Origin of the sequence: Streptomyces sp. AC1-42W (assembly GCF_003248355.1) — a bacterium.
Classification (GTDB): Bacteria; Actinomycetota; Actinomycetes; order Streptomycetales; family Streptomycetaceae; genus Streptomyces.
The window spans coordinates 747,290-773,940 of sequence record NZ_QKWY01000002.1 but is presented as its reverse complement, the minus strand read 5'-3'; the positions used below and the strand labels follow the sequence as shown (position 1 = coordinate 773,940).

At 71.0% G+C, this 26,651-nt stretch carries 24 protein-coding genes; 16 read left to right on the top strand and 8 right to left on the bottom strand.

Translation table 11 applies throughout. The features are described from left to right. The first annotated feature begins 3 nt into the window (after positions 1–3). The 3 genes from DNK56_RS21415 (at position 4) to DNK56_RS21405 (ending at position 2,527) form a co-directional block, all read left to right on the top strand. Positions 4–426, top strand: a complete 423-nt coding sequence (locus DNK56_RS21415; protein WP_158558489.1) for a peptidase inhibitor family I36 protein — start codon at positions 4–6, stop codon at positions 424–426. Positions 427–687: 261 nt separating this feature from the next. Further along, complete coding sequence (locus DNK56_RS21410; RefSeq protein ID WP_111329449.1) at positions 688–1,851, top strand: IS4 family transposase; 1,164 nt, start codon at positions 688–690, stop codon at positions 1,849–1,851. A 394-nt stretch (positions 1,852–2,245) separates the two neighbouring features. Continuing rightward, complete coding sequence (locus DNK56_RS21405) at positions 2,246–2,527, top strand: helix-turn-helix domain-containing protein (protein ID WP_158558490.1); 282 nt, start codon at positions 2,246–2,248, stop codon at positions 2,525–2,527. A gap of 57 nt (positions 2,528–2,584) precedes the next feature. Here DNK56_RS21405 and DNK56_RS21400 read toward each other — a convergent pair whose 3' ends face one another. The 4 genes from DNK56_RS21400 to DNK56_RS21385 form a co-directional block, all read right to left on the bottom strand. Further along, positions 2,585–3,232: an imidazolonepropionase-like domain-containing protein gene (locus DNK56_RS21400; RefSeq protein WP_111337155.1), complete on the bottom strand. Its 648-nt coding sequence runs from the start codon at positions 3,230–3,232 to the stop codon at positions 2,585–2,587. 4 nt (positions 3,233–3,236) lie between these two features. Next, the gene (gene mqnC / locus DNK56_RS21395; protein ID WP_111337153.1) at positions 3,237–4,436 is read right to left on the bottom strand and encodes a cyclic dehypoxanthinyl futalosine synthase; all 1,200 of its coding nucleotides are present in this window, start codon (positions 4,434–4,436) and stop codon (positions 3,237–3,239) included. Between the two features lie 71 nt (positions 4,437–4,507). Further along, positions 4,508–6,232, bottom strand: coding sequence for a serine/threonine-protein kinase (locus tag DNK56_RS21390; protein WP_111337151.1), 1,725 nt, complete (start codon positions 6,230–6,232; stop codon positions 4,508–4,510). A gap of 295 nt (positions 6,233–6,527) precedes the next feature. Beyond that, entirely contained in the window at positions 6,528–7,406 is an 879-nt protein-coding gene (locus tag DNK56_RS21385) for a menaquinone biosynthetic enzyme MqnA/MqnD family protein (RefSeq protein ID WP_111337149.1), read from the bottom strand. 298 nt (positions 7,407–7,704) lie between these two features. On the opposite strand from DNK56_RS21385, the gene DNK56_RS21380 reads away from it, so the two are divergent. From DNK56_RS21380 to DNK56_RS21370, 3 genes are all read left to right on the top strand, one after another. Further along, complete coding sequence (locus tag DNK56_RS21380; RefSeq protein ID WP_003967102.1) at positions 7,705–7,908, top strand: cold-shock protein; 204 nt, start codon at positions 7,705–7,707, stop codon at positions 7,906–7,908. Positions 7,909–8,062: 154 nt separating this feature from the next. After that, complete coding sequence (locus DNK56_RS21375) at positions 8,063–8,896, top strand: MerR family transcriptional regulator (RefSeq protein WP_111339451.1); 834 nt, start codon at positions 8,063–8,065, stop codon at positions 8,894–8,896. 243 nt (positions 8,897–9,139) lie between these two features. Next, positions 9,140–12,106 (top strand): AfsR/SARP family transcriptional regulator, encoded by a 2,967-nt coding sequence (locus DNK56_RS21370; protein ID WP_111337147.1) that lies wholly within the window; start codon positions 9,140–9,142, stop codon positions 12,104–12,106. A 19-nt stretch (positions 12,107–12,125) separates the two neighbouring features. On the opposite strand, the gene DNK56_RS21365 is transcribed toward DNK56_RS21370, so the two are convergent. Together DNK56_RS21365 and DNK56_RS21360 are read right to left on the bottom strand one after the other, a co-directional pair. Then, positions 12,126–12,899 carry an ABC transporter permease gene (locus tag DNK56_RS21365; protein ID WP_111337145.1) on the bottom strand — a complete coding sequence of 258 codons (774 nt, stop codon included), beginning with the start codon at positions 12,897–12,899 and terminating at the stop codon, positions 12,126–12,128. Next, positions 12,896–13,804, bottom strand: a complete 909-nt coding sequence (locus tag DNK56_RS21360; RefSeq protein WP_241990047.1) for an ABC transporter ATP-binding protein — start codon at positions 13,802–13,804, stop codon at positions 12,896–12,898. Before DNK56_RS21360 ends, DNK56_RS21365 begins: the two co-directional genes overlap by 4 nt. Positions 13,805–14,359: 555 nt before the next feature. Between DNK56_RS21360 and DNK56_RS21355 the strand changes: the two genes are divergently transcribed. From DNK56_RS21355 to DNK56_RS21315, 9 genes are all read left to right on the top strand, one after another. Then, a complete protein-coding gene (locus tag DNK56_RS21355; protein WP_111337141.1) occupies positions 14,360–14,551 on the top strand; it encodes a hypothetical protein in 192 nt (63 codons plus the stop codon). Positions 14,552–14,597: 46 nt separating this feature from the next. Then, positions 14,598–14,801 carry a hypothetical protein gene (locus DNK56_RS21350; protein ID WP_111415608.1) on the top strand — a complete coding sequence of 68 codons (204 nt, stop codon included), beginning with the start codon at positions 14,598–14,600 and terminating at the stop codon, positions 14,799–14,801. Positions 14,802–15,375: 574 nt separating this feature from the next. Next, positions 15,376–16,848: an alpha/beta fold hydrolase gene (locus DNK56_RS21345; protein ID WP_241990046.1), complete on the top strand. Its 1,473-nt coding sequence runs from the start codon at positions 15,376–15,378 to the stop codon at positions 16,846–16,848. Continuing rightward, the gene (locus DNK56_RS21340) at positions 16,845–17,432 is read left to right on the top strand and encodes a hypothetical protein (protein ID WP_241990045.1); all 588 of its coding nucleotides are present in this window, start codon (positions 16,845–16,847) and stop codon (positions 17,430–17,432) included. The genes DNK56_RS21345 and DNK56_RS21340 overlap by 4 nt, the downstream gene beginning before the upstream one ends. Positions 17,433–17,510: 78 nt before the next feature. Next, positions 17,511–18,335 (top strand): hypothetical protein, encoded by an 825-nt coding sequence (locus tag DNK56_RS21335; protein WP_111337135.1) that lies wholly within the window; start codon positions 17,511–17,513, stop codon positions 18,333–18,335. An 82-nt stretch (positions 18,336–18,417) separates the two neighbouring features. Next, positions 18,418–19,179, top strand: coding sequence for a class I SAM-dependent methyltransferase (locus DNK56_RS21330; protein WP_111337133.1), 762 nt, complete (start codon positions 18,418–18,420; stop codon positions 19,177–19,179). Then, positions 19,176–20,900 carry an ABC transporter ATP-binding protein gene (locus tag DNK56_RS21325; RefSeq protein ID WP_111337131.1) on the top strand — a complete coding sequence of 575 codons (1,725 nt, stop codon included), beginning with the start codon at positions 19,176–19,178 and terminating at the stop codon, positions 20,898–20,900. Before DNK56_RS21330 ends, DNK56_RS21325 begins: the two co-directional genes overlap by 4 nt. Then, positions 20,893–22,335 (top strand): phytoene desaturase family protein, encoded by a 1,443-nt coding sequence (locus DNK56_RS21320; protein ID WP_111337129.1) that lies wholly within the window; start codon positions 20,893–20,895, stop codon positions 22,333–22,335. Before DNK56_RS21325 ends, DNK56_RS21320 begins: the two co-directional genes overlap by 8 nt. Before the next feature lie 240 nt (positions 22,336–22,575). Further along, positions 22,576–22,755 carry a hypothetical protein gene (locus DNK56_RS21315; RefSeq protein WP_111337127.1) on the top strand — a complete coding sequence of 60 codons (180 nt, stop codon included), beginning with the start codon at positions 22,576–22,578 and terminating at the stop codon, positions 22,753–22,755. 80 nt (positions 22,756–22,835) lie between these two features. Here DNK56_RS21315 and DNK56_RS21310 read toward each other — a convergent pair whose 3' ends face one another. Then, the gene (locus DNK56_RS21310; RefSeq protein ID WP_111337125.1) at positions 22,836–23,369 is read right to left on the bottom strand and encodes a hypothetical protein; all 534 of its coding nucleotides are present in this window, start codon (positions 23,367–23,369) and stop codon (positions 22,836–22,838) included. A gap of 217 nt (positions 23,370–23,586) precedes the next feature. On the opposite strand from DNK56_RS21310, the gene DNK56_RS21305 reads away from it, so the two are divergent. Continuing rightward, positions 23,587–24,198, top strand: a complete 612-nt coding sequence (locus DNK56_RS21305) for a hypothetical protein (RefSeq protein WP_111337123.1) — start codon at positions 23,587–23,589, stop codon at positions 24,196–24,198. A gap of 21 nt (positions 24,199–24,219) precedes the next feature. Here DNK56_RS21305 and DNK56_RS21300 read toward each other — a convergent pair whose 3' ends face one another. Further along, complete coding sequence (locus DNK56_RS21300) at positions 24,220–26,634, bottom strand: outer membrane protein assembly factor BamB family protein (protein WP_111337121.1); 2,415 nt, start codon at positions 26,632–26,634, stop codon at positions 24,220–24,222. Positions 26,635–26,651: the final 17 nt, after the last annotated feature.

Sequence of the window (26,651 nt, the reverse complement as noted above, 5' to 3'; positions counted from 1 at the left end):
TTCATGCGCACCGGATCTCTGATGCGGAGGGTCACCCCCGAACTATTCGCTGCAACGGTCGCCGCCTCTTCCCTGGCCATGAGCGGCACAGCCTCGGCTTCAGCGAAGGATGGCTGGCTCACCGCCGGAGAGCTGGGCTTGTTCTGCAATTCGAACCAGGGCAGCTCCGTGCTCGACATCGCCGCCTACGGCTCGGACAGCAACCTCGGAAACGACTACTTCAAGGGTTCGCTGAGCTGCGCGGGGCAGAAAGTGGACAACAACGTCGCCTCGTACTGGAACCGCACTACCAACAATTCACTGCTCGTCTACACGGGCACGAATTTCACCGGGTCCTTCGGCTACCTCCCGGCAGGCTACAAGGGAAACGCATCGAGCACCTTCAAGAACCGGATCTCCTCGGTCTCCACGGCCGACCTCGAGTGACCCGATGAATGGGGGGCGTCGCCCTGACGCCGGACGCGGCCACGGTCAGTCCGGGACAGCGGCGTCCCGCCCGCACGTCCAGGCCCGACGAATCCGCATCGCAAAACTGTCCCGTTGGCCGACCGATCCGCGTGCTAGGTTCAAGAATCCGTGCTGACTCCCGGGGGGGCAACGTCGCTCGCTTAGTTCATGATCGCGTAGAGTCTCGGTCTTGTGCCGAGAGATCACATAGTTGGTGAGACGTACCCGGAGCGGGTCCGGATGGGGGTGCTGTCGCGTACGTTCACGCCCGAGCTGGTCGACTTCGTGGTCGATGAGGCGGGGGCGCGCGAGGAGCGGACCCGGTCGTTGCCGGCCCGGCTGATGGTGTATTTCGTCCTGACGATGTGGCTGTTCAGCGGTGACGGATACGGCCTGGTGCTGCGGGAGTTGGTGGAGCACTGGCCGCGCCGGGCGCGGGAGGTGTGGCGTCCGGCGCGCACGGGGTCTCTGACAACGGCGCGGGCCCGGCTGGGTGCGGGGCCGCTGCGACTGCTCTTCGACCGGGTCGCCGGTTGCACCGGCACTGCGGCCACGCCGGGGGCTTTCTGGCGCGGGCTGCGGCTGACCTCCATGGACGGCACACTGCTGGACGTTCCTGACAGCGAGGCGAACGCTGCCGCCTACACCCGTGCCTCCAACGGAAATCGGCCTGGACCGTACCCGCAGGTGAGGCTCCTCGCGCTGGTGGAGTGCGGCACGAAGGCGTTGATCGGTGCGGTCTTCGACTCCTTCGCCGTCGGCGAGCGCACCTTGGCCGCCCGCCTCCTGGTGCACCTGCGGGAAGGCATCCTGTTGATGGCCGACCGGGGCTTTCCAGCCTATGAGCTGTGGCGGGCAGCCGCGGTCACCGGGGCCGAACTCCTGTGGCGGGTCTCGGATTCCTTCACCCTGCGGCCGCATGAGGTTCTGGCCGACGGCACCTTCCTCACCCGCCTGAACGGGCCGCGCGGCGCCCGGATCACCGTGCGCGCCGTGGAGTACACCGTGGTCACCACCACGATCGGCGCGGACGGCGACAGTGAGGAGACCTCGGAGCTGTTCTGCCTGATCACCACGCTCCTGGACCCCGAGGCGGCACCCGCCGCAGAGCTGGCAGAGCTGTACACCGCCCGCTGGACCAGCGAGACGATCTTCAAGCACATCAAGATCGAACAGCGGGGAGGACGCACCGCGACCCTCCGGTCCAACAGTCCCGCCATGGTCGAGCAGGAACTGTGGGCCATGCTCTGCGTCTACCAGGCCGTACACGACCTGGCCGTGGACGCCGCCCACCACGCGAACCTCCCCGTCTCGCACATCAGCTTCAAGAACACCCTCGCCGCCGCCCGACGTTCCGTCGGCGCGGACTTTCCCCCCTCGGCAACTGGCCGCCAGGATCCGTGACATCCAGGCCGACCTGACCCGCGAGGCCGTCCGTCCCCGCCCCGGACGTGCCGCACCCCGCGCCACCAAACGCAGCACCACCGGATACCGCACCCTCAAACCGGACGAGCCCGCCACCACCAAGGTCACCCACACGATCAGCCTCTCGCTCTTCCCCGAAGAACGACGACCACGCAAGCCGCGGGCGAAGCCGAGACCCCTGCAACTCGCCCCGCAGGAAACGACGTCACCGACACTCAAAGACATGGCGACGGCCATCTAATAGAGCGACGTTGCCCGGGGGGGGATCATGAGGATTCACTGCCTAGTGTGCACAGATCACAGCAATACACGGCGCCACCAGGGAAACCATTGGACACAGCTGACACGGACCCCGCTCCACCACCTCACTCCGATGGAACGTCAGGTATTCGCCGCTCTGCACAACGGGCCGTCGAATGACGATCTTGCGGCATCCCTCCACATCACGCCGCGCACCGCGAAGTTCCACATCGCCAACCTCCGCACCAAGCTCGGCGGTCTCAGCCGTTTACAGGTCTGCCTCCTCGCCGCACTGGAGAAGCTGGAGATCCCGGCCGTCTGCCTCACCTGCACCTACACGCTGGAAAGTGCGCCCGAGCTAATTCAGAGCGCACAGGCGATTTTCGGTCGGTGGGCACACTATTCAGGACGATGAAGAAATCGTCTTCAACCTTTCCGGCCCGCCGGCGCTCTGAGTGCAGGAGGTTTCCCCTCACCGCCGGCGGTACACCAGTCGGCCGCCCAGCACCGTCGCCACGCACGTCCGCGCACCCGCCGCGCAGAGCGTCGTCACATCCGGCACGTCGAAGACCGCGAAGTCGGCGCGGCCGCCCGCGGCGAGGGGGCCGTGCTCCGAGCCGGGCACGTCATGGCCTCGCACGAAGGGATCGAGGGCGGGTTCGCCGGGCAGGCCGTGGTTTCCGGAAGGCGGGACCACTGTCAGCCCGGAGCGGGTGACGACGGTACCGGCCGCCGCATCGGTGAACCGGCCCGCGAGATGCGTCGTGCCGTGCCGGAGCATCCGCTGCAGCCCGCGCCGCACGCTGCCGGCCCGCCAGGTGTCCCCGGGGCCCAGCGCGTCGAGCGCGGCGCCGGTCAGGGGCTCGGTGCCCAGGGTGTCCGCCTCGCGCGGGTCGGGGAAGTACCACTGCTCCAGCAGCCGGACGGCGTCCGGCTGGAGGAGGCCGGGGGTCAGGACGCCGGGCCAGCGCCGGACGCGGGCGCCGGGGTGGGCGGCGGCGAGTTCCCCGTACGGTCCGAACGCGGCGACCGCCCCGTCCCGTACGGCGACGGCGCCGCCGGCCACGGCCGCGCGACCGCCGCCCGGCAGCAGCAGGGCGGCGGTATGAATCGTCAGCACGGTCCTACTTCGCGCCGAGGAGCTTCAGCTCCGGGTGGGCGGTGCCGCCCTCGATCGCCACGGACGAGATGTGCGAGACGACGCGCTCGTCGACCGGGTCGTTCGCCGGGTCGTCGTGCACGACGAGGTGCTCGTACGTGGTGGCGCGCTGGGCCGGGACGCGGTCGGCCTTGCGGATCAGGTCGATGATCTCCAGCCGGTTGGAGCGGTGCTTCGCGCCGGCCGACGAGACGACGTTCTCCTCCAGCATGATCGAGCCCAGGTCGTCCGCGCCGTAGTGCAGCGACAGCTGGCCGACCTCCTTGCCGGTGGTGAGCCAGGAGCCCTGGATGTGGGCGACGTTGTCCAGGAAGAGCCGGGCGATGGCGATCATCCGCAGGTACTCGAAGAGCGTGGCCTGCGTGCGGCCCTTCAGCTTGTTGTTCTCCGGCTGGTACGTGTACGGGATGAAGGCGCGGAAGCCGCCGGTGCGGTCCTGTACGTCCCGGATCATGCGCAGGTGCTCGATGCGCTCGGCGTTCGTCTCGCCGGTGCCCATCAGCATGGTGGAGGTGGACTCCACGCCGAGGCCGTGCGCGATCTCCATGATCTCCAGCCAGCGCTCGCCGGACTCCTTGAGCGGCGCGATGGCGGTGCGCGGCCTGGCGGGCAGCAGTTCGGCGCCGGCGCCCGCGAAGGAGTCGAGACCGGCGGCGTGGATGCGGCTGATCGCCTCCTCGGCGGAGACCTTGGAGATACGGGCCATGTGCTCGATCTCGGAGGCGCCCAGCGAGTGGATCACCAGCTGCGGGAACGCCTTCTTGATCGCCGAGAAGTGCTCCTCGTAGTACTCCACGCCGTAGTCCGGGTGGTGCCCGCCCTGGAACATGATCTGTGTGCCGCCCAGCTCGACCGTCTCCGCGCAGCGGCGCAGGATGTCGTCCAGGTCGCGGGACCAGCCCTTGGCGGTGTCCTTCGGGGCGGCGTAGAACGCGCAGAACTTGCACGCCGTGACGCACACGTTGGTGTAGTTGATGTTGCGCTCGATGATGTACGTCGCGATGTGCTCCGTACCGGCGTAGCGGCGGCGGCGTACGGCGTCGGCCGCGGCGCCCAGGGCGTGCAGCGGCGCCGACCGGTAGAGGTCGAGCGCCTCCTCCGGGGTGATCCGGCCGCCTTCGGCGGCGCGGTCGAGGATGGGCTGAAGGTCAACCTTCTCGGTCACCGGCTGTCACCTTTCGGCGGTTTTCCAACGGATCTACGAACCGGTTCAGCGTACGCCAGCGGGCTCGGCGGTCAGCCGCCGGACCGGGTCAGCGTGCCGTACGGGAGTCCGGCCGCCTTCTCGTCCGAGCGGAACCGGAGCGTCCCGTCGTCCTGGCGGGTGAAGTGGAGATCGGCCGGGTTGACGGTGCAGAGGCCGGCCGTGCTCGGGCGGTCGGGGTCGGCGCGCTCGCGCAGCTCCAGTTCGTCGCCGGAGACGGCGGTGAGGGTGGCGACGCTGTAGCAGTTGACCTCGATGCCGAGGGAGAGGCTGGTCGTCAGGCGCAGGACGTCCGTGCCCGTGCGGCCCTTCTCGAACACGGCGGTGAGCGTGCCGTGCGGCTGGCCGCTGGTCTTCTCGGTGAGCGGTCCCTTCCAGGTGCCGACGAACGCCTCGGGCAGTTCGGCGGCCTCGCCGGGGGTCGCCGTGGGGCGCTGGGTGGCCGGTCCGGTGGCCGCCGCCGAGGGCTTCGACGGGGCGGACGGGGTGGGCCGCGACTCGCCCTGGCCGACGTTGGTGGTGTCGCCGCCGCTGCCCGGCATCAGGTCCAGCAGGAACGCGCTGCCCACGGTCACCGCGGCCAGCGCCCCGGCCACCGCCAGGGCCAGCGTGCAGCTCACCCGGCGCCGCCCCGCGCCGTCCCCGCCCGCCGTGGCGCCGAAGGTCAGGCTGCGCCCGCCGGTCCGCTGCCCCGGCAGCCCGTCCGCCCCGGCGGTCGGCGGATGCGGCGGGCCGAAGGCCCCGTACCCACCGGCCGCTCCGGACTGCGGGTCGCCCGCGTCCGGGACCGCCGGGCCGCCGGTGAACGCGCCGAAGGACGGGTTGCTGAACGGGACCGGGCCCGACCGGTCCGGGGCCTCCTGCGGTTCCAGGTCCAGCAGGGCCACCGCCGAGCGGCTGACCTGGCGCACCAGCGGGCCCGGCAGCCAGCCCGCGGCCACCGCCGCCGCCGCGCCGCCCGGCAGCAGGCGGCGGGCCAGCTCGGCCGGGGTGGGCCGCCGCGCCGGGTCCTTGGCCAGGCAGGCGGCGATGGTCTCGCGCAGCGGGCCCTCCAGCTCGCCCAGCTCGGGTTCCTCGTGCACCACCTTGTAGAGGAGGACGGCCGACGAGTCGCCGAGGAAGGGCGCGGAGCCGGTCGCCGCGTACGCCAGGACCGCGCCCAGCGAGAAGACGTCCGCCGCGCCGGAGAGGTCGGTGCCCCGGATCTGCTCCGGCGCCATGTAGCCGGGTGAGCCGACGGAGACCCCGGTGGAGGTGAGCGAGGCGGTGGCGTCGATGGCCCGCGCGATGCCGAAGTCGATGAGGCGGGGGCCGTCGAGGGCGAGCAGGACGTTGGACGGCTTCACGTCCCGGTGGATCAGGCCCCGCTCGTGCACGGCCGCCAGCGCCTCGCCGAGTCCGGCGCCCAGCACCCGTACCGCGTGTTCGGGCAGCGGGCCGTGCTCGGTGACGGCGGCGGAGAGCGGCGGGCCGGCCACGTATCCGGTGGCGACCCAGGGGACGGGGGCGTCCGGGTCGGCGTCCAGGACGGGCGCGGTCCACTGGGCGCCGATCCGCCGGGCGGCCTCCACCTCGCGCCGGAACCGGGCGCGGAACTGCTCGTCGAGCGCGAAGTGGGGGTGGACGACCTTGACGGCGACGGTGCGCCCGCCGGCGCTGCGCCCGAGGTACACCCGGCCCATGCCGCCGGCGCCGAGTCTGCCGAGCAGCCGGTAGGCGCCGATGCTCAGCGGTTCCCCGGCTTCCAGCGGCTGCATATTAAGGACTCCCCCTGTGAACCGGCCTGACCTCCGACCGAAGCCTAGTTCGTGTCCGGAAGTCTCGTCCGGCCACGGGAGAAACCATCCGCCGATTTCGCCCCCAAGGGAACGAACGACGTCATTCACCGCGATAAAAGGCGTGAATGCGCCGGTCGTCCGCCGGTGGATTGCGGGAGGCGCCGCAGCCGATTGCGGGAGCCATCGGGAGTACGCACCCGATGGCTCCCGCAATCGGCCATTCACCGTGTGTTCAGTTGAATCGAAAATGGCTTTCCCCGGCGGCGGGATGTTCTCATCCGCCGAGCAGCCGCACCTTCACGTCCGCCGGGTAGCCCCCCGCCTCGCCGGTGCGGCGCGCGAACTCGGCGACGCCCTTGAGCTGGTCCGGACCGAAGCGGAAGTCGAGGGTCGTGAAGTAGCGCTCCAGGACCTCCGCGTCGAAGGCCTCCCAGCGCGCCGCCTGCTCGGCGACCTTGGTGACCTCCTCCAGGGACAGGTCGCGGGAGGCCAGGAACGCCTCGTGGACCTGCTCGACCGCGGTGGGCTCGGCCGCCAGGTAGTCCCTGCGCGCGGCCCAGACGGCGAAGACGAACGGGAGGCCCGTCCACTCCTTCCACATCGCGCCCAGGTCGTGGACCTGGAGCCCGAGCCGGGGGGCGTCGTGCAGGTTGGCGCGCAGCGCCGCGTCGCCGATCAGGACGGCCGCGTCCGCCTCCTGCATCATCACGCCCAGGTCGGGCGGGCAGGTGTAGTAGTCGGGGCTCACGCCGTACCGCTCGGCGAGCAGCAGGCGCGCCAGGCGTACGGAGGTGCGGGAGGTCGAGCCCAGGGCGACCCGCGCCCGGTCCAGGTCCTCCAGGGGCCGCTGCGAGACGATCACGCAGGACATGACGGGGCCGTCGCAGCCGACCGCGATGTCGGGGAAGGCGACCAGGTCGTCGGCGTTGCGCAGGAACTCGACGAGGGTGACGGGGGCGATGTCCAGTTCGCCCCTCACCAGCTGCTCGCTGAGCTTCTCGGGGGTGTCCTTCGACAGCTCCAGGTCGAGCAGGGTTCCGGTCCGTGCCAGCCCCCAGTAGAGGGGAAGGCAGTTGAGGAACTGGATGTGGCCGACGCGCGGGCGGGGGCGACGGTCGTCGACCGCGGCGTTTGAAACGGTTGAATTGTCCACATCGCGAGGCTAGACCCGTCACCGCCGCACCGCCCCACCGGGGGCGTACGGCACACGGGAAGGGCCTCTCGGATGAGCCATCCGGATGGCTCATGCGCGCGGCTATCAAACATCCGGGTGAGGTGATCTTTCCCTCTACCCCTCCCCACATGCTGCGTGCTAGGCTCGACATCAAGTTGCAGTTTGGTTTCCCTTGCAGTACAGAGCCTGCGGAGCATGTGACCCCGCAGGCTTTTGTAGTTTTCAGACTTCATTGCAGGTTCTGGAGCAGGGCAACCCTTTGGCCCAAGGAGGGCTTATGGCTACCGGAACCGTCAAGTGGTTCAACGCTGAAAAGGGCTTCGGCTTCATCGCCCAGGACGGCGGCGGCCCGGATGTCTTCGTCCACTACTCCGCGATCAACGCGTCCGGGTTCCGCTCCCTCGAGGAGAACCAGGTCGTGAACTTCGACGTCACCCAGGGCCCCAAGGGTCCCCAGGCGGAGAACGTCACCCCGGCCTGAGTTGCCCAGGGTCGGCCGATCGCGGCCGTGAGAGCAGTACCCAAGGAGCCCCGCTCCCCCGCACCGGCGGAGGGCGGGGCTCCTGCCTTGCCCGGCCCCGTCCCGGCCGCCCCTTGACCTTCACACCGTGTGAAGCCGTGCAGTGGAGGACGTCATGTTCACCATCGGAGACTTCGCCCGGTACGGGCGCGTTTCGGCCCGCATGCTGCGTCATTACGACGAGATCGGGCTGCTGCGCCCGGACCGCACCGACCCCTCGACCGGCTACCGCTACTACGGCGCCGCCCAGCTCGCCCGGCTCAACCGGATCATCGCGCTCAAGGACCTCGGCTTCACGCTCCAGCAGGTGCGGTCGGTCCTGGACGACGAGATCGGCCCGGAGGAGCTGCGCGGGATGCTGCGGCTGCGCCGTACGGAGCTGGAGGCGGCGATGGCCGCGGCGGCCGCCCGGCTGGCCCAGGTCGAGGCGAGGCTCCGGTCGATCGAGAGCGAGGGACACATGTCCACGGACGACGTCGTGATCAAGAAGGTGCCGGCGGTACGGGTCGCGGAGCTGACCGGGGTGGCCGGGAGCTACGAGCCGCAGGACATCGGGCCGGTCATCGGCCCGCTGTACGACCGGCTCTTCCCGCTCCTCGGGGAGGCCGGGCTCTGCCCCTCCGGCCCCGGGATCGCCCACTACGAGGACGCGGCGGACGGCGGCGGCCGGGTCGTCGTGCACGCCGGGGTGACGGTCTCCGCCCCGGTGGGGCCGGTCGGCGACACCGGGGTCACGGTGGTGGAGCTGCCCGCGTTCGAGGCGGCGACCATCGTGCACCGCGGCTCCATGGACGCCGTGCTGCCGACGACCCAGACCCTGGCCCGCTGGATCGACGCCAACGGCTACCGGTCCGCCGGGTACGCCCGCGAGATCAGCCTGGAGTGCCCGGAGGACCCGGACGCCTGGGTGACCGAGCTCCAGGAGCCGGTGGTCCGCTCGGCGGTCTGAGAGCGGGGGCGTCCGCCGTGCGTCGGCGGGCGCCCCTCCCGTACGCCCCGCTCGCCCCAACTGCCCCGTTCCACAATCGTTGTCGAGGGCTTGTGCAGAGGCCCGCCCGTTGCTGACGGGCCGACCCTTCACAAGGCAGACTGTTGACGGCGATATCAACGGTATGGAGCAATCCGGACGGCCTGTGACCGATCCGGACACACCGCCCCGTGCCGTGCCGTGCGCAGGGGACAGGAGGCAGCAATGGGCCATGACGACGGGCCACGGGTACGCGTTCCGCAGCAGCGAACCCCGGAGCGGCGCCCGGAGGACGAGGGCGTGCTGCACTTCTCCGTACTCGGTCCCGTACGGGTGCGGCGCGGCGGTGAGCCGCTGGCATCCGGATCACCGCAGCAGCGCGCGCTGCTGACGGCGCTGCTGCTGCGCGGCGGCCACACCGCGACGGCCGGTGAGCTGATCGACGGCATCTGGGGCGACGAGCCGCCGTCGCAGGCGCTGGCCGCGGTACGCACCTACGCCTCGCGGCTGCGCAAGGTCCTCGGGCCCGACACCCTCGTCAGCGACTCCGGCGGCTACGCGATGCGCAACGCGCCGGACGCGCTGGACCTGACCGTCGCTCAGGAGCTGGCGGTGGGCGCCGAGAAGGCGCGGGCGTCCGGTGACCGGGACGCGGCGCGGGCCCTGCTGAACAAGGCGCTCGGGCTGTGGGACGGCGAGGCGCTGGCCTCCGTGCCCGGCCCCTACGCGGAGTACCAGCGCACGCGTCTTGAGGAGTGGCGGCTCCAGCTCACCGAGACCCGGCTCGACCTCGACCTGGAGGCCGGCTGCCACGCGGAGTCCGTCTCCGAACTGACCGCGCTCACCGCGGCGCACCCGCTGCGCGAACGGCTGCGGGAGCTGCTGATGGTCGCCCTGTACCGCAGCGGCCGGCAGGCGGAGGCGCTCGCCGTGTACGCGGACACCCGGCGGCTGCTCGCCGAGGAGCTGGGCGTGGACCCGCGCCAGGAGCTGGCCCAGCTCCAGCAGCGCATCCTGCGCGCCGACGAGGAGCTGGCCCGCCCGGCCGACAACCCGGCCCCGGCGGCGGCCCCGGTCCGCCCGGCCCAGCTGCCCGCGACCGTGCCGGACTTCACCGGCCGGGCCGCGTTCGTCCGCGAGCTGGGCGACCGGCTGGCCACGGCGGAGGGGTCCGTGATGGCGGTCTCCGCGCTGGCCGGCATCGGCGGCGTCGGCAAGACGACCCTCGCCGTCCACGTCGCCCACCAGGCCCGCAAGCACTTCCCGGACGGGCAGCTGTACGTCGACCTCCAGGGCGCCGGGGCGCGGGCCGCCGAACCGGAGACGGTCCTCGGCTCGTTCCTGCGGGCGCTCGGCACCCCGGACTCGGCGATCCCGGACACCCCGGCCGAGCGCGCCGCGCTCTACCGGTCCACGCTCGACGGGCGCCGGGTGCTGGTCCTGCTGGACAACGCCCATGACGCCGCCCAGATACGCCCGCTGCTCCCCGGTACGGCGGGCTGCGCGGCGCTGGTCACCAGCCGGGTGCGGATGGTGGACCTGGCGGGCGCCCATCTGGTGGACCTGGACGTGATGTCGCCGGACGAGGCGCTTCAGCTGTTCACCCGGATCGTCGGCGAGGAGCGGATCAACTCGGAGCGGGAGGCGGCGCTCGACGTCGTCGCCGCGTGCGGGTTCCTGCCGCTGGCCATCCGGATCGCCGCCTCCCGGCTGGCCTCCCGCCGTACCTGGACGGTCTCCGTGCTGGCCGCCAAGCTGGCGGACGAGCGGCGCCGGCTGGACGAGCTCCAGGCCGGCGACCTCGCGGTGAAGGCCACCTTCGAACTGGGCTACGGCCAGCTGGAACCGGCCCAGGCCCGCGCCTTCCGGCTGCTCGGCCTGGCGGACGGCCCGGACATCTCGCTGGCCGCCGCGGCCGCCCTCCTGGACCTGGACCCGCACACGGCGGAGGACCTGCTGGAGGCGCTGGTCGACACGTCCCTGGTCGAGTCCGCCGCTCCGGGCCGCTACCGCTACCACGACCTGGTCCGCCTGTACGCCCGCTCCTGCGCGGAACGCGACGAACAGCGCCCGGACGAACGCGAGGAGGCGCTGTCGCGCCTCCTGGACTTCTACCTGGCCACAGCAGCAGGCGTCTACGCCCTGGAACGCCCGGGGGACCGGCTGGTGGACCACCTGGAGCGCACGGAGGGCCCCGGCCTCTCGTTCAGCGACCGGCACGACGCGCAGGACTGGCTCTACACGGAGGCCGGTCCGCTGCTGGCGTGCCTGCGCCAGTCGACGGCGCCGACGATGCTCCGCCGGTCGATCGACCTGCTGTGGGCGGCCCTGGACCTCGCCGAGTCGGGGGCCAACTCCAAGCAGTACGAGGCCGCCGCCTCCTTCATGCTGGACGCCGCGCGCGGTTGCGGCGACCGCCGGGCCGAACGGCGCGCGCTGGTCACGCTCAGCAACGCGCACCTCGTGGCCGGCCGGTTCGCCCAGGCCGACCGGGAAGCCAGCCACGTCCTGGAACTGGCGCTGGACGCGCCCGATCCGCTGCCCGACTGCTGGGCGTACAACCACCGCGGGGTCATCGCGATCTACCAGAGCCGTCACAACGACGGCGAGGAGTATCTGACCCGCGCGATCGAGGCCTTCCAGGCCGGTGAGAACCGTCCCGGCGAGGCGTCCGCGCTGTGCAATCTGTCCCGCGTGCACCTGGCCATGGGCCGGATGACGAGCGCCGTCACACTGGCCCGGAAGGGCATCGAGATCTACGACGGCATGGGCCACTCCCTGCGCGGGGCGAACGCCCGCTACGCCCTGGGCATCGCGCTGACCCGCAGCGGGGACCTCGCGGAGGCGACGAGCAGCTTCCTGAAGGCGCTGGACGTCTTCCGCGACAGCCGGCAGCGGCTGTGGGAGGGCATGACGATCTTCCGCCTCGCCGAGACGGATCTGGCCGCCGAGAACCCGGCGCAGGCCGCGTCCAAGGCGGAGACGGCGCTGACGGTGCTGCGCGGCATCGGCGGGGAGTGGCGCCGGGGCAATGTGCTCACCGTTCTGGGACAGGCCCTGGACGGCATCGGGCAGACGGGCCGGGCCGAGGCCTGCTGGCGCGAGGCACTCGCCATCTACGACACCGACGGCTCCGAGGAAGCGGCCCAGATCCGGGCCCTGTTGGCCCGCGTACCGACCGAACGGCCCTGACCTCGGCGGTCTCGGCGCCTCACGTTCGCGGTTCCCAGCGGAACTTTCGGGCGGCGACCCATGCGAACAGGGCGGTCCAGGCGAAACCGAGCAGAACCCGGCCGAGCGCTGTGCCGGGAGCCATCCCGTCGGTCCACCCGGCACGCACCAGGTCGACGGTCGGGGACAGGGGAGCGAAGAGCAGGATGTCGCCGAGTGCGACGGGCAGGATTTCGCGGGGGATGTAGACGCCGGAGATCAGAGGCAGCAGGAGGATCGCGGGCAGGGTGGCTATGGTGACGGATTCGGCACTGCGGCACAGGGCCGCGGTGGCGGCGGCCATCGCCGTCATCAGCGTGATGCCTACGAGTACGCCGATCGCCGCCGTGAGGGGGTGGGCCGGGGCGATGCCGAAGATCACGGAGACGCCTGCGGCGACCACCACGATCTGTGCCGCACAGATGACGATGTACACGGAGGCGCCGCCCGCGAGGATCACGGGATCGGAGACCTCTCCGGTGCGCAGCCCCTTGAGGACGAGTTCGTCCCGGCGTACGACGTAGAGACTGGTAATGAAGGAGTAGAGGGAGAAGATGAGCAGAACGCCGGTGGAGGTGGACACCATGACGGGTCCGGGCGCCAACGCGTCCTGCGCGAGTCCCATCTGCTCCTGCGCGTACTGGAGCGCGACGAGAAGCATGACGGGGACGAACACGGCGTAGACATAGTTGGCCTTCAGCCGGTTGAACAGTTTCCACTCTGTGAGGAACAGCACCTTCAGATGCCGGATGTCCTGGGCGAAATGTGCGCTCATGCGGACTGCTCCTGGTGGTCGGTGTCATTCCCGGCGGCGATGGTGATGAACGCTTCCTCCAGGGAGGCCGGCCGCGCGGTGAACCGGTCCAGTTCCACACCCCGTTCCTCGGCCCAGGCCAGGAGCCGTGCGGCGTCTTTCTGGAGGTTGGGCGTGACGAGGGTGATACGGCCGTTGCCGCCTACGGTGGCGCCCCCGACCGGAAGGTCGTGCACGCCGTAGGCGGCGCCGAGGCCGAAGGACAGGGTCGAGGCGTGGCCGGCGACGATGTCCGTGACTGTTCCGGCGGCCGCGATCCTGCCCCGGTGCATGATCGCGAGATGGTCCGCCAGGGATTCCGCCTCTTCGAGGTAGTGGGTCGTGAGCAGGATCGTCGTTCCCCGCTCACGCAGTTCCTCGATGAGTCGCCAGGTGGCGTGCCGGCCTTCGGCGTCCATACCGGCAGTCGGCTCGTCGAGGAACAGGATCTCCGGGTGGGAGAGGACCGCGACGGCCAGACCGAGGCGCCGCTTCTCGCCGCCGGAGAGGTTCTGCACGGGAACGGCCGCACGATGCGTGAGACCCGCGTGCCTCAAGACGTCGGGGATCGGGCGGGGCCCGGTTATCAGCCCTGCCCTCATCCGGAGCGTCTCCTCCACGGTCAGATGCGCGATGAATCCGCCGTCCTGGAGCGCCACACCGGTACGTGGGCGAACACGGCGGCGGTCGGTGACGGGATCACAGGACCCGAAGAGGCGGATCAGGCCCCTGCGCGGCCGGGCCAGCCCTTCCAGCAGTTCGACCGTGGAAGTCTTCCCCGCGCCATTGGTGCCGAGCAGGGCGAAGAGCTCACCGGGGCCGACCGTGAAGCCGATCCCCCGGACCGCGTCGAACCTGTTCTTCCCGTTTGAGTAGCTACGCCACAAGTCCTCAACATGAATATGACTATCTGCAATTATGGTCATGACTGTCCGAACTGTCGCATTCCGCAGAGTGGTCCCTGCCAGGAGAACACGCGGGGAGAGTATTTCGCGCGCGCCGCCTACGGCCCCGATCTGAATCCCGCCATTCGACTCCGGAGCGGATCGCTTCATTTGCGCCAACACGCCACCACCACCTGCGAAAACGGCGGCCCGATCGAATCTCGCCAAGGTTGCATTTTGGCCAGAAAGACAATGGGATAAAGCGTTCGATTCCCCGGACACTCAACACCACAGCAAGTGTGACGCGCATCACGTGGGTAAAGTGTTGGTCTAGATCAGGCATTGGAACGTAAGCTGGAAAGCGCAAGGCGAAACGTTGACCGAGATCGTCGGCAGCCAGAGGTTCCGAAAGTCGGTGGTGCATAGATTCTGCGCCACGCGCAACAGGGAGAGAATCCACGGCACCACATTTGTGCTGCCATAAATTCTCTCCGAAGCGACCGTTTTACATTTCGGTTCCACCACCTCCCGGCGTACCAGGACTCAAGGATGGGAATCATGGCAAAAATCGCCGATTTCATGAACACGCAGCAGCTCGGGCCGATCGAGCAGGGGCTGACCAACACCGACGGTGTGCCGGTCATGGCCACCCCGGCCGTGGCCGTTCCGGTCACGGTGAAGATCACCGCCGGAATCGTGGCCTTCACCATTCCGGTGGGCGCCTACGTGGCCGGCCGGGTCGTCAACTGAGGCCGAGACGACCTCGGTTCGTAACCCACAGACGAGGGAGACTGAGATGAATCGAATCATTGAGAGCGTGCGCACCGTCACGACGCCGACGCTGACCGGCGACGCCGGTATCAGCCTCAAGCCGATGATGCCGGTGACCTTCACTCCGGCGATCCTGGTGACCACTCCCTACGCGGCGGGCGGCCTCGCGGCCGGCGCCGCGTCGGTGGCCGCCTACGAGGCCGGCCGTGCGGCCGGTGCCGGGAAGTAGCCGCCACCTGCGGGTGAACGAGGCCCTCGCGGCGAGTCCGGGGCCACGAGCCCCCGGCTGAAATGCGTTGCGAGGCACATAAGGCGGTCGGGCCGCGCCTCAATCGCGGCCCGACCGCCTCTCGACTTTACCTCACACCCTTGTCGTGTCGAGAGGCTTGATTTTGAGAACATTCAAGAAACTCGCTTCTGTAGTGTTTTCCCCCGTCCCGATCAGCCGCAACAGGGCCATGGGGATATCGGAGAGGCTCACCGCACTCACCACGCTTTCCTCTTCTCTTGAGTACGTGCACCAGCGGAGGCAACTGGAGCCCGGCGGCCTCAACGACTGGGAGATCATGCGGGAGACTCCAGAATCCAGCAACATAGCGGTCCGTAAATTCGCAGATCTCATCAGTGGCCGCAGGACAACCATTGCCCTTCACGCGGTGCGCGCGGCAGTCAGTGTCGGCCTTCTCTTACCCGGACAAAGCCGGTGGCGAGGTGCGGGCAGTCTCTTTCTGAGTGGGACCACTTCTCTGCTGCAGGCCCGCCACCGGTACGGAACCGATGGGTCCGACCAGGTCGCCACTCTGGTGCAGACGGCAACGGGAGCGGCCCGGCTTTCCTCCCGGCCTCAAACGCAGGACGCGCTGCTCTGGTACGTCGCGCTACAGGCGAGCCTGTCGTACGCGGCCTCCGGCTGGGTAAAGCTCATCGGCGAAAAATGGCGTAGCGGTGCCGCCCTGCCGGGCGTCATGCGCACCCGCACCTACGGCTTCGAGGGGGCCTTCCGGCTGACCCAGAAGTACCCCCGGTCGGCCAAGGCCGTGCAGCACGGCGTGCTGGCGCTGGAATGCCTTTTCCCCCTGGTGTACGTCGGAGGCGGGCGGCTGACGCGTCCGTTCCTGGCGGGGGCCGCGGGATTCCACACGGCCAACGCCTTCGTGATGGGCCTCGGCCGGTTTCTCACGGCATTCACATCCATGCATCCCATGGTCGCCTACACCTCCGCTCCGGCATCGCACCCTGCCGTCGTGGGCCGTGACGACCGTGCGGTCAAGGCCGCGGGGCTTGTCCTGGCCGCAGGGGTCGCGGTCGGCGCGGCCCTGGCCGCGCAGCGCCGCTCGGCAGTGCTGGAGGGGTGGCCCACCTCACGGTCGATCACCACCCGGCACGGCAATGAACTCCAGTACGAGACGGGTGGACGAGAGGACACCGATGCGCCGGTCCTCGTGTTCTGCGCCGGCCTGTCCTCGACCTCGGAGCACTTCGCCTGGATCACCGAGAAGTTCGTGCACGGCTCCGAGTACGCGGTGGTGGCCTACGCCCGCGCCGGATACGCGGGCAGCCACCGGCGCCGCACGGCGCCCTACTCGCTGCGGGAGTCGGTGGACGACCTCGAGGACCTGGTCCGGCAGGTGATCCCCGCGCACCGCAAGGCGGTTCTGGTCGGCCACTCGCTGGGTGGTGAGCTGGTCCGACAGGTCGCGGCCCGGCTGCCGGACCGCATCGCCGGGCTGGTCTACCTCGATCCCGCCCACCCCGCCGAGCTGCGGCGCTCCCAGAGGCAGAACGCCGGCGCCGCGGACCTGGGAAGCACGATCACCCACGCCACCCGTTACCTGCGGTGCGGTACCGGCATGCTGATGAGCCGGCCGAAGTGGGTGGACTCGCTGCCTCCACGCTACCGGGAGAAGGTCTTCGCGCAGTACACCGATGCCCGCCTGTGGAAGGCGGCAAGACGTGAATGGCGGGCAGTGGAGGAGGAGTTCCGCTCCTTCGACGGAGACCTCGACCCGATCTCCGTTCCGGGCCTGGTCATCGCCGCCCAGCACACGGTGGACCAGGAGCCCGAGCAGCTCCTGATGTACGACGAGCTCGTCAAGGTCCACCGCGATGTGGACGACACCGGTGTGCGGGTCGTCGAAGGCGCGGATCACGATTCCCTGCTGACCGATGCCCGCTTCGCACACCAGGCGGCGGAGATGATGGCGGAATTCCTGGCCGGACCGGTGGCGCGGACCGAAGGACCCGCGCCTGCCCCGCAGAAGGGAACCGTGTCGTGAGGGCAGCGATGCTGGTCCGGGACGTCTTCACCGGTCCCGGCGCCCTGGCCCGGCTGGCCGGCGCGGCCATGCTGGTGACCACCGTGGCTGCGCAGCACCCCCACCCGGCGTTCGGCCGGGCCATCGCCAGGGATGTCTTCTCCCAGGTGCCGAACTGGAAGTTTTTCGCCCCCAACCCCGCGGTGCACGACTTCCACTACGTGTACCGGACCCTCGACGCCGAGGGCAGGACGAGCCAGTGGCACGAGATCGAGATGATCGAGCCGCGCAGGTGGCACCAGGCGTTCTGGTTCGCGACCCGCCGTCCCGAGAAGGCGGTGTTCGACCTGTGCACCGCCATCCTCCAGCACGTGGCGCGGTGGGGGATCTCCTCGGTCCAGGAGAACTCCTCCTACCGGGTACTGGCGGAGTTCATCCGCCGGACGATCCGGGAATCCCAACCTGAACCGACCCTGGTGCGGGGCTTCCAGTTCGGAGTGGTGCGCGCGTCCGGCCACGACGCATCCGAAGCCCCCGAGACCCTCTTCGTCTCCCCGTACACCCTCATGGAGCCGGACAACCGGCCTCATCTGTCGGCCGCCTGACACAGGGGCGGGACTCCGGGTCCCGCCCCTCGGCCGCCGGCCGTACTCCCCCTGCCCGGCAAGACATTGGAGAACACCGTGCCCGTTCCCCCCACGCCCGCTGACGACTTCGCCGCGTACCTCCGCTCCTACACCGAGGAATCACTGGACCACCGGACGTCGCTGGAAGACGTCTGGGACCGCTACCACCTGCCGGACTCCGACCACACCGTCAACCGACGGCACCGCGACCGTGCGGCGAGCCTGAACCACCTGGCCGACTGGCGCGCCGACCGGTCCCCGTACGAACTGCAGGTCCACGAGGTCGTCGCGGACGGCCGCCGCGCCGCAGCGCGGTACACCGTGAGCCGGACGCTGTTGCTGCAGGTCCGTTACAACACCGAAGTCGCGATCTTCGCCGACATCGGCGACGACGGACGGATCGCCTCCACGGTCTCCACTGCCCGGATGACCTACGGGTGGGGACAGCCCGGCGACGACACCCCGGAGGATGACGGCCGCCCCGCGAACGCCGGCGCCGCACCGCGAGAGGTCGACGCGGCCGTCTACCTGACCGACTTCGCGCGTCTGTCCAGCGATCCGAGTGCCCCGCTGGAGGAGTCGTACGACCAGTACCACGCACCGAACACGGTCCAGTACATCAACGGCACGGCCATGCGGCGCCAGGATGTCCTGCAGGCGCTTGCGGAGAGCCGGAGGAAGGGCACCGCCTACGACCTTTCGTTCCACTCCTCGGTGAGCCAGGGCCTCCGCTTCGCCGCGCGCTACACGATGGCACCGGCCCAAGGGCCGCGCGGAGTCGGGGACCTGGAGGTCTTCGCCTTCGGACAGTTCGCCGAGGACGGCCGTGTGAGCCGACTCCGCTCCGTCATGCAGACCGCCAGCGGCTACTGGCCCGCCTGAGCCCGTCGGATCGCCGAGGACACGGTTCGTCCGGATTCCCGCTCCCATGGCCGCACCGGCCGGTTAGGACCATTCCCGCACCATGAGCAACACCGTCGACGACATCGGCTACGGCCGCCAGTTCGCCTCCTGGTACGACCGCATCTTCCCCAAGGGGACCGAGGCCGCTGCCCTCGCGGACGTGCTCGGGCGGTTCCACCCCGACCCGGAATCCGGCACCCTGGAATTCGGCGTGGGCACCGGCCGCATCGCCGTCCCCCTGGCCCGCAGGACAGGCACGGTCACAGGGGTCGATTCCTCCCCCGAGATGCTCGGTCGGCTGGCCGAAGAACCCGGCGGTGCCCGGGTCACCGGAATCCACGGAGACATCCGCACCTATACCGACGACCGCCGCTACGGCCTCGTCTACGCGGTGTGCGGCACCCTGTCGATGCTTCTCACCGCCGAGGACCAGCAGGCGGCGGTCAGCCGGGCGGCCCAGCTCCTCATCCCGGGCGGGCGTCTGGTGATCGAGACGGGCAACCGGCCCGCAGTGGACAGCCTTCACGAAGGCCTGGCCCGCACCACGCTGTTCACGCCCTATCCGGAGCCGGGCACCGGCCTGCAGACCCATTCCACACTGCCGCCCGGCTCGGACCTGTGGCAGTGCTCCCACGTCTGGTACGAGGCCGACGGGACGACGCGGGTGGGCACAGAACTGTCCCGCCTGACGACGCCGGACGAAGTCGACACCTACGCCGTCACCGCCGGTCTCGTCCCCGAGAACCACTACAGCGGCTGGGACCTGGCCCCCTACCTGGAGCAGTATCCGATGTTCATCGCGACGTACACCAAGCCGGCATGAACCTCCGCGCCGTCGTCGGCCGTCAGCGACTGCTGCTCGTCCTCGGTGCCCTGCTCGGCCTCCTGGGCACGGCAGCCACCCTCCTGCAGCCGCTGCTCATTGGCGATCTGATCGAAGCGGTCTCCGCGGACGACGCCCTGACCGGCCCCATCGTGCTGATCGCCACACTGTTCGCCGCCGACGCCGTACTCGCCGCCGGCCACGCCTACCTGATCGGCCGGGCCGGCGAGAACATCGTCTTCGACCTGCGCACGACGCTCACCGGACGGCTGCTGCACGCGCAGCTGCGGGCGTTCCACCAGCGCGAACACGGGGACGTCTTCACCCGCACCATCTCCGACACCTCGTTGGCCCGCGTCGCGCTGTCCTCGTCCGTCGCGCAAATGGTCACTGCGGGGTTCACTACCATCGGCTGCATCGCAGTGATGGCCTGGCTCGACTGGCGGATGCTGCTGGCCACCGCGGTGTGCCTGGGAATCGCCTCGGCCGCCGCCCTCACCCTGGCTCGCGCCGTCCGCGCCGCGGCCGTGGCAAACCGGGAGGACACCAGCCGCTACGGTTCCGGAATGCTGCGCGTACTCGGTGCGCTGACGACCGTCAAGGCCTCCCGTGCCGAACAGCGTGAAGCCGACCACCTGCGCGGCCTGGCCGACGCGGCTCGAACGAGCGGAATCCGGGTCACCCGGCTCTCTGCCATGCTCATGCCCGTCATGAACGTCGGCACCCAAGTCTCCCTCGCGGTCGTGATCGCCTGGGGAATGGCCCGCACCGCCACCGGCGACATGATGATCGCGGACCTCACCGCGTTCATCATGTACCTGTTTTATCTGGTATCTCCTCTGGTCATGCTGTTCATGGCCATGGGCGAGTACCAGCAAGGACGCGCCGCCATCGACCGGATCGAGGACCTGGCCACCATCGACCAGGAACCCTCCGGACGCCACGAGGCCCGGCCGGCTCCGGGGAAGAACACACCGGCCGTCGAGTTCGACGCCGTCACCTTCGCCTACCCCGCACAGAGCCCCCCGGCCCTGTCGGACGTCTCCTTCGCACTGCCGCCCACCGGGCTGACCGCCATCGTGGGGCCGTCCGGATCGGGAAAGACGACGCTCTTCCAACTCCTCGAACGCTTCCAGCACCCCGACCAGGGCGTCATACGCGTCCATGGCGTGGACATCACCACCCTGCCGCTGGAGAACCTGCGCTCCCGCATCGGGCTCGTCGAACAGGACGCCCCGCTCATGCGCGGCACGGTTCGCGAGAACCTCACCTACGCCCACCCCGACGCCTCCGACTCCGAGATCCGCGACGCACTCGCCGCGGCTCACCTGACCGATGTCGTCGCCGGTCTCCCCCAAGGTCTGCAGACCGCACTCGGCGAAGGCGGCATCGGCCTGTCCGGCGGACAACGCCAGCGGCTGGCCATCGCGCGCGCCCTGCTCGCCCGACCCGACGTACTGCTCCTCGACGAGCCCACCTCGAACCTGGACGCCGACTCCGAGACGGCACTGCGCCGGGCCATCACCGCCATCGGCACCCGCTGCCAGGTCCTGGCCATCGCGCACCGCATCACCACCACCCTGGAGGCCGACCGCATCCTGGTCGTCGAGAACGGGCGACTGCGAGCAGAGGGGACGCACACCCAACTCATGGAGGCGGACGACACCTACCGGCGTCTGGCCGGCCAGCAGCTCATTCCCGCGGGCACGCCTCATGACTGACGCCGCCGTCGTCGGTACCGGCCCCAACGGGCTGGCCGCCGCCGTCACCCTCGCCCGAGCCGGCCTGAAGGTCGCCCTCTTCGAACAGGCCGACACCATCGGCGGCGGCCTGCGGACCACCTCTCTGTTCGACAGCGACGTCGTGCACGACATCTGCTCCGCGATCCACCCCATGGCCGCCGCCTCCCCGTTCTTCCGCGCCTTCGATCTGCCCCGGCGCGGCGTGCGTCTCCTGCAACCCGACATCCCCTACGCGCATCCCCTGCCCGCCGGACACGCCACCGCCGCCTGGCGCAGCCTCGCCCGCACCGCCGAGCATCTCGGACCCGATGGGCCTCACTGGACCCGGCTCATGGCCCCGCTCGTCGCCCGCACCCGGGAAGTGTCCGGCCTGCTCCTCTCCAACCAACGCGCCCTCCCCCCGGGGCCCGCCGCACCGGCTCTGCTGGCCCCGCGCGTCATCGCCCACGCACGACGCCGCTCGCCCTTCACCACGCCCGAAGCCCGGGCCCTGTTCGCGGGAGTCGCCGCGCACGCCGTCGGACGACTCCCCTCACTGGCTTCAGCAGCCGTCGCGATGCTGCTCGGGCACACCGCTCACAGCACAGGCTGGCCCCTGCCCGAAGGCGGCAGCGTACGCATCGCCGAAGCCCTGGCCGCCGACATCACCGCGCACGGCGGTACTTTCCACACCGGTCACCGGGTCCGGGACCTCGCCGAACTCTCCGGTATCCCCCTGATCATGCTCGACACGAGCCCCACCGGCCTGATCGACCTGGCCGGACCCCGGCTGCCGACCCGCTACGCCCGCGCCCTGGCCCGCTTCCGGCACGGCCCCGGCGCCGCCAAGGCCGACTTCCTGGTCTCCGGCCCCATCCCCTGGACCCACTCGCTGCCGGGGCAGGCCGGCACCGTCCACCTCGGCGGCACCCGTTACGACATCCACCGCGCCGAGAACACCACTGCCGCCGGTCACCCTGCGGACACCCCGTTCATCCTGGTCGTCGACCCCGCGGTCACCGACCCCACCCGCGCCGCAGCGGGCAAGCGACCCGTCTGGGCCTACGCGCACGTCCCCCACGGCGACTCCCGCGACCCCGTCGACCTCATCCGCCGGCGCATCGAGGAACACGCCCCCGGCTTCACCGACACCATCCTCGCCTCCCGAGGCATCCCGGCCACCCGGTACGCCGCCTACAACCCCAACTACATCGGTGGCGACATCGGCGGCGGCGCCCTCACCCTGCGCCAAGTCCTCGCCCGGCCGGCCCTGCGGCCCAACCCCTACGCCACTCCCCTCCCCGGCGTCTACCTCTGTTCGGCCTCCACGCCGCCCGGCCCCTCCGTACACGGCATGTGCGGCTACTACGCCGCCCTCACCGCCCTCCGGCGCCACCACGGCCGGCGCACGGCGCCCGGTCTCGCTCCCGCGTGAACCCCGGTCGGCGGTCGGCCGGAAAGAACTCGGTTCCCGCCCACCCTCGCGTTCATCGTTCGTTTATCACCGGACGGCAAGCTCATGCCTGTCGATCCGTCGCGTCGGGGGGCAGGCGGGACGACCAGTGGCCAGACCACTAAGGTGAGCGGCCCTGACAGGGGCCCATCCGGCAGTCCACGGGGGAACAGCCGGACGGGCCCCTCCACGCAACAACGCCAGCCACAACGGAGATGCCACATGGGTGACAAGAAGAAGACCGACCCGATCTTCAAGCCCGCGGACACCCACGCCACCGGCGGGGACGCGGATCTGACGACGCAGGACACGCACGCCACCGTCGAGCCGCTGGACATCCACGCCACCGGTGGCGAGATAAAGCCGCTCGACACGCACGCGACGAGCGAGCCGGCCAACTAAGCCGCACATCGACGGGGGTACGGGGGGAACGGCCGCGGCGGCGCGGAGGGGGAGCCGTCGCGGCCGTTGTGTGTTCCGGGTCAGTAGCTGAGTTCCGCCGTGACCTTGCACTTCTTCACGCGGGCCACCGTGCGCGGGCTGTCCATGCGTACCGAGACCGTCTTCGTCTCGCCGCCGTCCGCCTCCACGGTCGCCTCACCCGTGTCGACCAGGTTGCCCATGGCGTCCAGGAAGGACACGTCGACCTCGTAGGTGTGCGTCCCGGCGGTGACCGCCGTCAGCCGGACCGTGGAGGCCGTGTACGCCTTGCGCTTGCCCTTCGCCGGCTGCGCGCAGCGGAACACGTACACCTTCGGCGCGTCCGTCGCGGTGGGCGTGGGGTCGGCGTACGTGGAGCCCGAGGAGCCGCTCGACGAGCCGTAGTCGGTGTCCGAGTCCGTGTCGTGGTACGTGCCGTTGCTCTTCTTGGAGTTGGAGCATCCGCCGCCGCCCCCGCCGTGGCTCGACCTGCTCTTGCTCTTGCCCTTTCCTCCGTGGCTGCCGCTGGAGAAGCCGGTCAGCGCGAGTACCACCGCGACCAGGACCACCGTCAGCTTCACGTGCTGCCGTCTCATCGAACCCCCGTTTGTCCGCTTCTCTTCCGTTTCGGTGTGTTGCCGGCCCTGCGGCCGGGCGACACGGCACCGTAGCGCACAGCATGGCGCGCGGCTCCGGCAGCCCGGTCATGGCCCTGTCACGGTCTCGTCTCCGTCTGGTGGCGGCCGTCACACGCGCGGCGTAGCGTCGGAGCGAGAGCGCCGATACGCACCCGGAGGTCCCGGAGGTACGGAAATGATCCGCAATGTCCTCGGTGCGGTCCTCGCTCTCGCCGGAGCGGCGGCCGCCGTGCTGAGCCCCTTCCGTGACTGGTACGACGGCCGCCTCGGGCGGCACTACCGGCTGGGCGACCTCTTCGACGGAACCGGTGCGACCGGTGCGCGTCCCGGCGGGCTCTTCGGTTCGCTCTGGCTGCCGTTGCTGTGCGCGGCGGCGGTGACCGCGGTCGGGGTGGCCCTGCGCTCGCGCTCGCTCGTCGCCCTGGGGGGCGTGGTGGTGCTCGGGTTCACGGTGCTGTGGATGGTCCGCGTCTTCCAGACGACCGACAGCCTGGCGGTCACGGGCGACGGCTCCGGGCTCGGGCCGGGCGTGGCGCTCGCCGGGGGCGGCGGGCTGCTGATCCTGGCCGGGGCCGCGGTGATGTCGGGGCGGTCCGGGGCCCGGTGGCGGCCTTACGACGCGCCGGGGGCCGGTACGCCGGACACCTGGCCGCCGACGCGGGAGCCGGGCCCGTCCGTGCAGACGAGCCCGTGGCCGGAGCCGGAGGGCGACGACACGTACACCGGTCCTCGGCCGGGCGCCCCGCGCCGGCCCGACGACGACGGGGCCGGGCCGCCCGGCGCGTGAGGCGCGGCCCGCGCGTACGGGCTACGCGTGGGCCCGCGCGCCCGTCCCCGTGCCCTTCTGCGCGTCCAGCGCGTACACGCAGCGGTCCTTGCTGCACGCGTACACGACGCCGTTGCGCGCCACGGGCGTGCCCGTGATCTCGCCGCCCGTGGCCAGCTTCCAGCGGAGCTGACCGCCCGTCGCGTCGAGGGTGTACAGCACGTGGTCCGCCGACCCGAAGTGCACGCGGCCGTCCGCGACGACCGGGGCGCCGACGACCTCGCCACCCGCGGCGAACCGCCACTTCGGGGTGCCGGTGACGGCGTCCAGGGTGTACAGCGCGCTGCCGCTGCCGACATGGACGTTGCCCGCGGCGACGAGGACCGGCTCGGCGGACTGCCGGGCCTCCGTGGCGATCCGCCAGCGGTCCTTGCCGGTCGCGGCGTCGAGCGCGTACACCGTACCGAGGTAGTCCGCGAGGTAGACCCCGCCGCCGGTGACGGCCGGGCCGGGCGCGAAGGCGGGCGGCGAGAGGAAGACCGCCGGGCACTCGAAGTGCCAGCGGACGTGCCCGGAGCCGATGTCCACGGCGAGGACCCGGGTCCCGGCGGCGACGTACACATAGCCGTCCGGCGCCGGGGTCACCCGGACCGGAACGCCCCCGCAGGAGGCCGCGTCGCCGATGGGGTACGTCCAGCGCTCGGCGCCGGTGCGGGCGTCGAGGGCCTTGAGCCGGGCGTCCTGCCAGACGTACACCGTGCCCTCGTGGATGACGGGCCCGCCCTCGGGCGTCTCGAAGTCCGTCTGCGCGCCCGTGAGGTCCCACAGCTTCTCGCCGGTCGCCGCCTCCCACGCCTGGACCCCGCCGCCGCGGGTGGCGGTGAGGACCGTGCCCCGGTCGGCCTTGAGCGCGTACACCCAGGCGTCGGCGGCGGTCCGCCAGCGCTCGGCGCCCGTGGCGGCGTCCAGGGCGTAGAGCGAGGGGCCGTCCGATGCGTGGATGCGGCCGCCCTCGACGGCCATCGCCCAGGCGACGTCACGGGTCTTGAACTGGCGCCGCCCGTTGCCGGTGTCCAGCGCGTGGACCTCGAAGGACGTGACGTAGAGCAGGTCGCCGACGACGACGGGCGTGCCCCACACGTCGTTGGACATGCGGAACCGCCAGGGCCGCCAGCGCGCGGGGCCGGACGGCCCGGCGTCGGGGGCGTGGGCCGGGGCGGGCACGGGGGCGGCCGGCGCGATGTGCGAGCCCTCGCTCGCCCCGGCGGGCGGGCGCACCCAGCCGGTCGCGGGCCCGGCACCGGCGGCGACCGCCGACGCGCGGACGTCCTGGGCGCGGGGTCCCGGCCCGATCGGCACCTGGACGCCGGTCAGCCGCACCGGCCCCCCGGCGTCGGGCACGGGGGCGGGCGGGGCCGGCGGACGGGTGGGCGCGGAGCTGTGCCAGGGGCCGTCCCAGTCGGCGTCGGGCGCCCGGTGGGGGGCGGTCGGGCCGGGGTCGGCGGGGCGTACGGGGGCGGGGTCGGCCGGGCGCGGCGGGGCGGGCGGCGGGACGGTACGGCCGCCGCCCCGGCGCTGTTCGATCAGCGCGGTCGCGGCGGCCGGCAGCCAGGCCGACGCCGTACCGCCGTCGTCACCCCCGCCGGAGGCGAAGAGGTGCGGGGCGAGCTGCGCCTGGAGGTCGGCCGGGGTGGGCCGCAGCGAGGCGTCCATCTGCATGCAGGACTCGATCAGCGGCCGCAGCTCCTCCGGCAGGCCGGTGAGGTCGGGGCCCTCGCGCAGCAGCATGAACACCGTCTCGACCGGGTTGGCGCCCCGGTACGGCGCGTGGCCGGTCGCGGCGAACACCAGCGTCGAGCCGAGCGAGAAGATGTCGCTGGACCCGGTCACGCTCCGCGAGTCCCGCGCCTGCTCGGGCGACATGTACGCGGGCGTGCCGACGGCCACGTTGGTCATGGTGAGCCGGGTGTTGGAGACGCCGGACGCGATGCCGAAGTCGATGACCCGGGGGCCGTCCTCGACCACGAGCACGTTGGACGGCTTCATGTCGCGGTGGACGAGCTGCGCCCCGTGGATGGACTGAAGGGCCTCGGCGATGCCGGCCGCCAGCCAGCGCACCGCCTGGGCGGGCATCGGCCCGCACTCGTTCACGATCTCTTCGAGCGAAGGGGCGGGCACGTACGCGGTGGCGAGCCAGGGCACGGCGGCGCGCGGATCGGCGTCCACGACGGCGGCGGTGTAGAAGCCGCTCACGGCGCGGGCCGCCTCCACCTCACGGGTGAAGCGCACCCGGAACAGCTGGTCCTCGGCCAGCTCCGTACGCACGGTCTTGATCGCCACCCGCCGGCCCGAGGCCGAACGGGCCAGATAGACCAGCCCCATGCCGCCGGCCCCGAGTCGTCCCAGCACCTCGAAGGGGCCGATCCGCCTCGGGTCGTGCTGCGTCAGCTGCTCCACTACTTGCCACCTCCCCG